The organism is Solimonas fluminis, assembly GCF_002930645.1.
GTDB classification, from domain to species: Bacteria; Pseudomonadota; Gammaproteobacteria; order Nevskiales; family Nevskiaceae; genus Solimonas_A; species Solimonas_A fluminis.
The window spans coordinates 311655-321084 of record NZ_PSNW01000005.1; the positions used below are offsets into that span (position 1 = coordinate 311655).

General features: G+C 66.8%; 9 protein-coding genes and 1 pseudogene. 6 read left to right on the forward strand and 4 right to left on the reverse strand.

Going from position 1 to position 9430, the window contains the following annotated elements:
- Positions 1 to 138: 138 nt before the first annotated feature.
- Positions 139 to 1293: a S1C family serine protease gene (locus C3942_RS11615; protein ID WP_104230495.1), complete on the reverse strand. Its 1155-nt coding sequence runs from the start codon at positions 1291 to 1293 to the stop codon at positions 139 to 141.
- 303 nt (positions 1294 to 1596) lie between these two features.
- Between C3942_RS11615 and C3942_RS11620 the strand changes: the two genes are divergently transcribed.
- The 4 genes from C3942_RS11620 to C3942_RS11635 all read left to right on the forward strand — a co-directional run bounded on the left by C3942_RS11620 (position 1597) and on the right by C3942_RS11635 (position 5100).
- Complete coding sequence (locus C3942_RS11620; RefSeq protein ID WP_104230496.1) at positions 1597 to 2067, forward strand: Hsp20 family protein; 471 nt, start codon at positions 1597 to 1599, stop codon at positions 2065 to 2067.
- Between the two features lie 330 nt (positions 2068 to 2397).
- Entirely contained in the window at positions 2398 to 2949 is a 552-nt protein-coding gene (locus tag C3942_RS11625; protein ID WP_104230497.1) for a lipocalin family protein, read from the forward strand.
- A gap of 359 nt (positions 2950 to 3308) precedes the next feature.
- Positions 3309 to 3890 (forward strand): sigma-70 family RNA polymerase sigma factor, encoded by a 582-nt coding sequence (locus tag C3942_RS11630; RefSeq protein ID WP_165797423.1) that lies wholly within the window; start codon positions 3309 to 3311, stop codon positions 3888 to 3890.
- 28 nt (positions 3891 to 3918) lie between these two features.
- Positions 3919 to 5100, forward strand: coding sequence for an acyl-CoA dehydrogenase family protein (locus tag C3942_RS11635; protein ID WP_104230499.1), 1182 nt, complete (start codon positions 3919 to 3921; stop codon positions 5098 to 5100).
- 73 nt (positions 5101 to 5173) lie between these two features.
- On the opposite strand, the gene C3942_RS11640 is transcribed toward C3942_RS11635, so the two are convergent.
- The 3 genes from C3942_RS11640 to C3942_RS11650 form a co-directional block, all read right to left on the reverse strand.
- Positions 5174 to 6562: an SDR family NAD(P)-dependent oxidoreductase gene (locus tag C3942_RS11640; protein WP_104230500.1), complete on the reverse strand. Its 1389-nt coding sequence runs from the start codon at positions 6560 to 6562 to the stop codon at positions 5174 to 5176.
- 5 nt (positions 6563 to 6567) lie between these two features.
- The gene (locus C3942_RS11645) at positions 6568 to 7302 is read right to left on the reverse strand and encodes an SDR family NAD(P)-dependent oxidoreductase (RefSeq protein ID WP_104230501.1); all 735 of its coding nucleotides are present in this window, start codon (positions 7300 to 7302) and stop codon (positions 6568 to 6570) included.
- A gap of 228 nt (positions 7303 to 7530) precedes the next feature.
- On the reverse strand, positions 7531 to 8526 hold the full coding sequence (locus tag C3942_RS11650; RefSeq protein WP_104230502.1) for a MerR family transcriptional regulator: 996 nt from the start codon (positions 8524 to 8526) through the stop codon (positions 7531 to 7533).
- Positions 8527 to 8717: 191 nt separating this feature from the next.
- Here C3942_RS11650 and folE point away from each other — a divergent pair, with 191 nt between their 5' ends.
- Both folE and C3942_RS22965 read left to right on the forward strand, forming a co-directional pair.
- Positions 8718 to 9275, forward strand: a complete 558-nt coding sequence (gene folE, locus C3942_RS11655; protein WP_207766061.1) for a GTP cyclohydrolase I FolE — start codon at positions 8718 to 8720, stop codon at positions 9273 to 9275.
- Positions 9276 to 9301: 26 nt separating this feature from the next.
- Positions 9302 to 9430, forward strand: a pseudogene (locus C3942_RS22965) (tryptophan synthase subunit beta); the annotation flags it as partial.

A 9430-nucleotide genomic window follows, 5' to 3' on the forward strand; every position in this document is an offset into this window, starting at 1 on the left:
TTAGAGCCACCAACGCCCATTCGCCGTCAGGCGCGGAGGGTTCAAGGCCATCTCCCTGCCGGCTCCGCGCCTCCCGCCTCCGGATGAGAAGCCTCTGCAGAAGCGGTCAGTACCCGGTTCCCGCGGCATTGCCCTTGGCTAAGGCGCAGCGTCGCTCTCGAGCCGCGCCGTGAGGACGCCGGCTTTTCCCTTGCGGCTTATCGCAAGCCGAACCTGCTCGCCGCCCTTTTTCTCGTCGATGATCGCCAGAAGATCATCAAGCGTTTCGATCGTCCTGCCGTCCACGGCCGTGATGAAGTCGCCCGGGATCAAGCCTCCCTCCGGCTGGAATTGCGATCCGCGCAGGCCGGCACGCTCGGCCGGCGAACCTGGCTGCACCTCCAGCACGAGCAGGCCCGTGATCTGCATGGCCGCACCCACCCTCGCGGACAATTCGTCATTGGCGGTAATGCCGAGCGCCGGCCGGAAGTACCGGCCCTTCGCAATGAGTTGAGGAACCACCCGGTTGACCGTATCCGCCGGCACCGCGAAACCCACGCCGGCATAGGCACCGGAGGGTGAGAATATTGCGGTATTGACACCGATCAGCCGGCCCGCGCTGTCGGTGAGCGGCCCTCCCGAGTTCCCGGGATTGATTGCAGCGTCCGTCTGGATGAGATGATGAATTTCGCGCCCCCCTTCACCGGGAATGCTGCGATCCAGGGCGGAGATGATGCCTGTGGTCAGCGACTGGTCCAGGCCGAATGGATTGCCGATGGCGAAAACGCTTTGGCCGACCTTGAGGTCTCGGCTCGTCCCCAGGGCGATTTTCGGCGGAGCCTTGTCAGGCACCTCGATGCTCAGCACCGCCAGATCGTGGTCAGGGCTCGCGCCGACCAGTCTCGCCGAAAACCTGCGCTGATCCGCCAGACGCACCTCCGCACTCGTGGCTCCGGCGATGACGTGATAATTGGTCACGATATGGCCGGCTTCATCCCAGACGAAGCCCGTTCCGGTACCACGCGGAACCTCGAACTCATTGCGCGTCCAGAAATCGACGGCACTTCCCGTCGTGCTGATGAAGACGACCGATGGACTCACCGCCTCGAACAGGGCCGTCGTCGCCTGCTCGTCCGGCGCCAAGGCGCCGCGGGCGGCGACGACGCGAGGCTCCCCTGAAGGCACTGCCGCCGGCGGCCTGACATAGAGCCAGGCGACCGCAGCGACCAGGGCGAGCAGCAGCAGGTTCGATCCTCCGCGAGCGCTGGACGATACGGACGGATCAGATTGGCGATGCCATGGACGAAACGTCATTTCCCACCTTCGGATGCTCCCGCGGATCGGCTTCCCGCTGTTCAAGCCCTTGGGGGCGAGTCCGCAAAACCTCAAGCCCCGGCCTGCGGGTGGGAGAACGGCGCCGCCGGGCAAAAGGTTCCCACCATGGCCTCATGAGGGGGTCATCCACCGGCGACGGGAGGGGGGGTCCGAGCCCCATTCGAGCGGTCTGGGCTGACCCTGGCGCCCCCTTGAAAATCCCGGGTGGGCACCTACATCGGCCTCGTCGAGGCGCCGCCGTACGGGCTTCGACCTGACTTCGCTAATACCTAGGAGGTTGTTATGAATACGATGTCGCTGACCCCGCTGTTCCGCTCCTCCATCGGCTTCGATCGCTTGAGCGACTTCTTCGAGACCGCCCTGACGACCCAGGCTGCTTCCTACCCCCCTTACAACGTCGAAAAGCGCGGCGACGATGCCTATCGCATCGTGGTGGCGGCTGCCGGCATGGAGGAAGCGGATCTGGACATCCAGGTCGTCCGCAACGTGCTGACCATCAGCAGCGCCCGCCGCGAGCCGGCCCAGGAAGATGCGCAGTACCTGTACCAGGGAATCGCGCAGCGCGCCTTCAAGCTGTCCTTCCGGCTCGACGACTACATCGAGGTTCAGGGCGCCACGCTGAAGAACGGCCTCCTGCATGTCGACCTGGTTCGCCGCCTGCCGGAAGAAGCAAAGCCGCGCCGCATCACCGTCAACGCAGAACCCAAGCCGGTGGCGGGCGCCAACGTCGTGTCCATCGAGCAAGCGGCCTGACCCCGGTCGAGGGAGCAGGGACGCCGCGGCGTCCCTGCTCCCGCCGGTCGGACGGATTCCTGTCGATCCAGCCTGCTGATCCGGCTCGCCGAAAAGCATGAGCCGCCGGCTCGATCCTGCGTGGGCCCATCGTCCTCTGCCCGCAGGGAGAGGCAGGGCTTGGCGGCGCCTTCAGCCTTCGCCGTCGCAGCGCCAGCGCTGGATTCCGGCGCCCCGCTGATCGGCATGACGCTCCGCGGCTGGTGAGCCCCAGCGACGGAACGGTCGCTCCCGTCATCCATCGCCGTGCATTTTGCGTAGGAAAGGAAAACGCAAGGCCGGAGGCACGGCATGAGAAGACACCTGGGCGCATTCCTGTTGGCATCACTGCTGGCCTGGAGCACCGCAGCCTTGGGCGGCGCATCCGCCGCCGTTCCGCTGGCACCCGAAGTGGATCTTCCCCGCTTCATGGGCGACTGGTATGTCATCGCCCACATCCCTCCCGGCATCGACCGCGACGCACACAACGCCGTGGAAAGCTACGTGCTCGAAAATGGACGCGTCAGCACCACCTATCGCCGCAGGCCCGGCAGCTTTGAGGCCCCGGAAAAAATCTCCCGGCCCATAGGGCACGTCCAGGAGGGCAGCGGCAACGCGTTATGGGCCATGCGCTTCATTCGCTGGCTTCCCCTCGGGCTGGAGTTCCGCATCTCGCACCTGGAGCCGGACTATTCGGTGACGATCATCGGCCGCAGCCGCCGCGACTTCGTCTGGCTCATGAGCCGCAGCCCGGACATGTCGGACGACGACTACGCCCGCTACGCCGCCCTGATCGCCAGCTGGGGATACGACACCTCGAAGCTGGTCCGTATTCCCCAGCATTGGCCGGAGGCGGCTCCCTGACCGGGGCATTCATTGGAGCCGGACTGCAGCCGGCAGCTTCCCCGGTCGCGCTTGGGCTGGCCAGCCTCGCCTCGTGAGGCTGAGCACCGCTCGGATATAAATATTGTGTATGGTAAAAAATATACATAATATAAACGCCAAATCCCATGGGGGCCCTGCCGTGACAAACCGCTCAGACCTGCGCCGCCGTCCAGTCGAGATCACCGGTCCGTGGGGATTCCGGGCCTCCCACGTCCTCCGCCGCGGAAGCCGCGGACCGCGGCGATCCCCGCACTCGATACATGGACAAATCCTTGACACCAGGCGCAGTTGCCGGTTTGCCCCGCGCGTCGCAGCCTCCACCCCGGGCGGGCAGCCCCATGCCTGAGGGCGCCAAGGAGCCTGATTTCCTGGCCGACCTCATCGTCGCCACGGGACAGGGCAATGACCGGGCCTTCCGGCGGCTCTACGAGGCCGCAAGTCCCATTCTGCTGGGCCTTCTCATCCGCAGACTGGGGCGCCGCGACATGGCCGAGGACGTGCTGCAGGAGTGCTTCCTGAGAATCTGGCAGAAGGCCTCGACCTACGATCCCTCGCGGGGATCGGCCATGGCCTGGCTGGCGGCGGTGGCGCGCAACCAGGGCATCGATGCACTGCGGAAGAAGGTTCCGGAGGAATGCTTCGATGAGCTCGAATCCATCGCGGCCGCGCAGGCGGACGACGGTGTCGATCTGGAACGGGAAACCGACGTGGCCCTGGCGCTTCGCCGCCTCGCGGCACCGCTTGCTGCGCTGCCCGCTACCGTCCGGGACAGCATCCTGCTGACCTGCTACGCCGGACATTCCCATGCGGAGGGGGCCCGCATTCTTGGCGCGCCCCTCGGCACCATCAAATCCTGGGTGCGGCGCGGGCTGGAGCAGCTTCGCATCGAGACACTGACACCCGCCGACAAGATTCATTGACTGCAAGACCTTTTTCGGAGCCGGGCCCATGATCCCCTTGACCCCGCCGTCGTCCGCGACGGACGCCGCGCCAGGACTTCATCAGCAGGTTCGGGCCCTGCTGCCCGCATTGAGGGCGCGCGCGCCGCAAGCCAAGTCCCTGCGGCGCCTTCCCGACCAGACCATTGCGGACCTCAAGGCCTGCGGATTCTTCCGCGCCCTTCTTCCCCGGCAGTTCGGCGGCATGGAACTGCCGCCCGCCGAATTCTTCCGCCTGCAGGTCATGCTGGGCGAGGCCTGCATGTCGACCGCCTGGGCGGGCGGCATCATCGCGGTACACCCATTCCAGATCGCGCTGATGGATCGCCGGGCGCAGGACGATGTCTTCGGCAGCGATCCGGACACCCTGGTTTCGTCGGCGTATGCCCCGGTCGGCCGGGTGTCCGCCGTGGAAGGCGGCTTTCGCCTGAGCGGGCGCTGGGCCTGGTCCAGCGGCAGCGACCACTGCAGCTGGGCACTGCTTGGCGCCATCGTTCCCGGCGACGGATACCGGACCTTCCTGGTGCCGAGGTCGGACTATCGCGTCGAGGACACCTGGCATTCCATGGGCCTCCAGGGCACCGGCAGCAACGACATCGTGGTGCAGGACGCGTTCGTGCCCCATCACCGCACTCACCGTCAGTCGGACGGCTTCCGGCTCACCAATCCGGGCGTGACTCCCGACAGCCATCCGATGTATCGCATACCCTGGGGGCAGCTCTTCGTACGCACCGTCTCCTGCGCCGCCATCGGAGCCGCCAAGGCCGCCTTGGAGCTCCACATCGCCGGCGTGAAGGGCCCCTCGTCAAACGACCCCACGAAGCTGGCGGCGGATGTCGACACGCAGCGACGCATCGCGGAGGCCGCCCATTGCCTGGACGAGATCGAGGTCGTGATGTACCGCAACCTCGGACACCTCATGGACCGGGCAGCCGCGGGGGAGGACGTTTCGATGCTGGATCGGATCAAGTTCCGGTACCAGGCGTCCGTCGTGATCGAGAAATGCCTGTCGGTGGTCGACAGCCTGTTCTCGGTCGCCGGCGGCCGCTCTGTATACAGCGGCAGTGAAATCCAGCAGCGCTTCCTGGACCTGCACGTCGCCCGCGCCCACATCGCCAATCATCCGGTTCCTTTCGCCCGCAATTTCGGCAGCGCCCTCCTGGGCGGAGAGAACCAGGATTTCTTCCTCTGATCATCGGCACTGGGCGTGCACGCGCCCGGTTCGCCCACCTCGCCGTTCCGCACGGCGACCTCGCGCGCCCGCCTTACGAGAGGGAATCCAGGGCCAGCATCAACTGGCGCTCCCTTTCAGGAAGCATGACGGTGGTCGGCAGCACATCCCTGGGCTGCACGCGGCGGTCCAGCCAGAAGTTGCCGGTGCCGAGCAATGCGGCATCTTCCGACGCCAGCCATACGATCGTGTCCGCACCCATGCGGGCGTCGCGCAGCCATCGCTTCATCGCACGCTCGAATCGCGGCAGCGAGCGGTTCACTCCAGGCGTCGCAACCCACCCCGGGTGCATCGCATGGAAGGCGACATCGGGATGCCGGGCCGCCAGGCTGGCACTGGCAGAGACCAGCGCTCGCTTGGCCTCGGCATAGGCCCTGATGCCGTTGAAGCGGCCATCGTTCCCCGCCGGGTAATCGCGACCCAGCGCCTGCAGGTACTGCCCTCCCGACGAGACGTTGATGACGCGTCCCTGCGAGCGCGCCAGCAGGGGCATGAGCGCGCGCGCCAGGCGCAGCGGCGCCAGGAGATTGGTCGCCAGGGATCGTTCCTGCCCCTCGGCCGTCAGTTCGCGCCGGTCGAGCAGCACGCCGGCGTTGTTGACCAGAACGTCAAGGCGCGATTCGAGGGCCAGGACTTCGCCGGCCGCCCGCTGCAGCTGCTCCCGCTCCGAGAGGTCGGCCTCGATCAGCCGCAGGCCGCTCGGCGTTCCCGCAAAGTCCTCGATGACCTCCGCGGCAGCCTCGAGCCTGCGCGAGTGCCTGCCCACCAGGATCAATCTCGCCCCGAGCCGGGCGATCTCGCAAGCCGCCGCCAGCCCGATTCCGCTCGTGGGCCCGGTGATCAGCACGGTCTTCCCGTCCATGAAGCGGCTGAGCGCCTTGCGCGGCATCGCCAGGTAGCCGCGCTCGGTGAATCCGATCGCGGCGGGCAGCAGCAGGCGCTGCGACAGGGTGGGCGATCGCGGGCCGGAAATGCCGGGCCGCGTTTCTTCGAGCGCCGCCCCGAGACCGGCGACGGCACGGCGGCCGAGCCGCGTCAGGAGCGGCTGCAGGATGGGCCCGGACAGGCCGCCGAACCCTGGCAGCCGGAGTCGCGCGGCGTAGCTGATGCGCGTCCGGCCTGCCGCCAGCGGCAGGAAGCGGATGGAGTCCTCGGCCTGCACGCCGTCGCCCACCCCCGTCAGGTGCAAGGACTCTCCGTGGCGCAAGCCGGTCAGGCGATACTGCATCACCGTGCCGCGGCCGAGGCCGGCGAGAACCAGCCGGAACTCCGAACCCAGGCGCACCGGTCCGGGCGTCAGCTTTTCCGCCCGGTACACCCCGGGGTCCCATTGCTCCGCCGTCGAAAAATCGAGCAGGTAGCGAAAGCAATCCTGCAAGGGTCGCCGCACATCGACATGCTCGTTGAGAAGCGTCTCGTACATGGCGTCTAGCGCACCAGGGGACGGATTCGGGAAAAGCCGCCATCGACGCCGATCACCTGGCCCGTCACGCGGCTCGACTGCGGCGAGGCCAGCCAGAGCGCCGCCTCGGCGACATCGCCCGGTTGATTGACCCCCCGCAGGGGATACTGCCGCTCGGCGGCGGCACGCGCCGCGCCGCCGGCCAGGATCTTCTGTGTCAGCGGCGTCTCGGTGAGGCCCGGCGCAACCACGTTGAACCGCACTCCCTGCTCGGCATGGCTGGCCGCCGCAGAAAGCGCAAAGCCCTCCACGCCCGCCTTCGCCGCGGCGATCAGTTCATGCTGGGCCACTCCGATACGGGCCACCACGGAGGAAAACAGCACGACGCTGCCGGGAAGCACCCGCCGGCGCAGCAAGGCGGCGTACTGCCGGCTCATCAGGAACGCGGAGTGAAGGTTGATCCGCAGGGCCTCGGCCAGATCTTCGAGCCGGGCCCGCTCCAGCGAGCCGGCCCGAGCGGAACCCACGCAGTGCACCAAGGCCTGCGGGACGATATCCGCCGCCTCCAGGGCGGAAAAAACGGCCTCCACGCCCTCCTCCGTGCTGACGTCGGCCCTGAGGCGGCGGAAGCCGGGAAACAGATCCGCCAGGCGTTCGTCCGAACGGCCGACGCAAATGGGGTCGAAGCCTCGCGAGGCACCCAGGCGGGCCACGGCTTGGCCGATCCCTCCGCTCGCGCCCGTTATCAGCAAGTAGCTCATCGGCAGTCCCAGAACAATCCTGACGACCGAGACTCTATCTACTTGAAAATCTTTTGTATACTTATTTTTAAGTAAAACTTAACTAAAGCTTTACAATACCGAACGCGTCGCCTATCCTGAAGCCTGATTGATCCGGCGCTCTCCTGCTCATTCCCAAGCGCCCCCCGACGATCAATCGCCCTGGCCGACTCTGCCGGCCTCTTTTTTTCGAGGGCCTCCGGATCGGCGTCATGCCGGATCGGCGCCGCCCTGCCGCAACGGCGCCGGGGGCGGCTGCACGCCTTCGTGCGCCAGCACGCGCTCGAGGGCATGCTCCAGCACTTCGCGGCAATGAGCCGCCGCAGAGTAGAGCAGCGCGTGCACCGAGGCGTCCGCCAATTCAGCGCTTTCGCATTCCAGGCTGTATTGCTCGAAGGCATTGAGCTTTACGAGCAGATCCGAAAGATGGCTGGGACATTCGCAGCGCATGGCGCCCGGCCGGCGTGCGATGGCGGCGAGAAACTGCGCGTCGTAGCGCCGAGGGCCGGCCGGCTGGAGCAGCATCTGCTCGATGCCGCCCCTGGGAGACTCCGCGTAGGCAACCCCCAGCAGGCAGATTCTCGCCAGGTGGGCAGGATCGGCCGGCATTCCCACGGCCAGCACGCCTTCCTCATCGAGGCGCGCCAGTGCCTGGCGGGTGCCGAATCCGTAGACCACGACGGTCAGGCCCGGCCGCACTGCGGACCGGAGCTGCCTCAGGGCTTTCAGCGCGGGCGGCGCGAGCGTGGCGATCTCGACGATCAAGGCATCCAGCCCCTCCTCGCCCGGGCTGTCGGGCGATGCTGACGCCGCCGAGAGCTGGATGTCCGTGCGCGCGCTCCAAGCCTGGCGGAGGCGATCCAGCAGGGCCGCGCCTTCCACGCCGATGCGGCAACTCGAGCGCGCCTGGGGCGGCAGCCGGTGCATCGCGCCGCCGAGGCGGGCGCGAATCTGGTCGTCACTCAAGGAGGCAATGGTGCCGATCGCATGCCCGGCGTCCACCGCCGCCTTTAGCAACACCAGCCGGTCGATGTCGCTCCGCGAGTACAGGCGACCGTTGCCGGTGCTGCGGGCGGGGGCCACCACCCCGTAGCGGCGCTCCCACATGCGGATCGTCGGAATCGGCATCCCGGTCAGCCTCGAAACCGCCGCGATGCGATAGGCATCCTCACGGGCGGCGGCGGGTTGGGGGTCGGTGCTTTTCATTGGAGGCTCACCCTCGAGACGGCGCAGATCTCTTTTGTATAGCTATTGAAGAGGAAGCGATGTAGCATCGCCACTGTTCATCTATTGTATAGGAAACCGCCGTGGACGACCTTCACCCCTTTTCGACCGAATCCAAGGAATTCGAAACCGCCGGACCGGAGGGCGAGGTCGATGCCCCCCAGGAGCATCGCCTGGCGGGCCTGTACCGGGAACTGATGCGAGGCATCGGCGAGGATGTTAGGCGCGAAGGGCTGGTGGGCACCCCCAACCGGGCTGCCAAGGCTTTCGAATTCCTGACCCGGGGCTATCGCGAAGACATCGAGTCGCTGGTGAACGGTGCGGTCTTCCAGTCCACGAGCCAGGACATGGTGCTGGTGAGGAATATCGAGTTCTACTCGCTCTGCGAGCATCACATCCTGCCGTTCTTCGGCAAGGTGCATGTGGCGTATCTGCCTGCCGGCAAGGTCATCGGGCTTTCCAAGATTCCCAGGATCGTCGATGTGTTCGCCCGCCGCCTGCAGATCCAGGAGAACCTCACGGAGCAGATCGCCCAGTGCATCGAGCAGGTCACCCTGGCGCGGGGTGTTGCGGTGATCGTGGAGGCCCGGCACATGTGCATGCTGATGCGCGGCGTCGAGAAGCAGGCAGCCTCCATGCTGACCAGCAGCCTGCGCGGGAAATTCCAGCAGGACGAGAGCCTGCGCAACCAGCTGCTCCGCTTCCTGCCCGCCAGTGCCGGCGAGTCCTGAGCCTTTGCCGCTCGCCGGGCAACACGATGGCCTACGACTTTCCCGATGCGAAGGGCCATTTTGGCCCCTATGGCGGCCAGTTCGTCGCCGAGACCCTGATGGAGCCGCTGCGGCAGCTCTCCGAGGCCTATGGGCGCCTGAAGGACGATCCGGCC

Excerpts from the sequence above, each read along its gene's own strand:
- C3942_RS11615 (WP_104230495.1), bottom strand. The coding sequence starts at position 1,293 with ATGACGTTTCGTCCATGGCATCGCCAATCTGATCCGTCCGTATCGTCC.
- C3942_RS11620 (WP_104230496.1), top strand. The coding sequence starts at position 1,597 with ATGAATACGATGTCGCTGACCCCGCTGTTCCGCTCCTCCATCGGCTTC.
- C3942_RS11625 (WP_104230497.1), top strand. The coding sequence starts at position 2,398 with ATGAGAAGACACCTGGGCGCATTCCTGTTGGCATCACTGCTGGCCTGG.
- C3942_RS11630 (WP_165797423.1), top strand. The coding sequence starts at position 3,309 with ATGCCTGAGGGCGCCAAGGAGCCTGATTTCCTGGCCGACCTCATCGTC.
- C3942_RS11635 (WP_104230499.1), top strand. The coding sequence starts at position 3,919 with ATGATCCCCTTGACCCCGCCGTCGTCCGCGACGGACGCCGCGCCAGGA.
- C3942_RS11640 (WP_104230500.1), bottom strand. The coding sequence starts at position 6,562 with ATGTACGAGACGCTTCTCAACGAGCATGTCGATGTGCGGCGACCCTTG.
- C3942_RS11645 (WP_104230501.1), bottom strand. The coding sequence starts at position 7,302 with ATGAGCTACTTGCTGATAACGGGCGCGAGCGGAGGGATCGGCCAAGCC.
- C3942_RS11650 (WP_104230502.1), bottom strand. The coding sequence starts at position 8,526 with ATGAAAAGCACCGACCCCCAACCCGCCGCCGCCCGTGAGGATGCCTAT.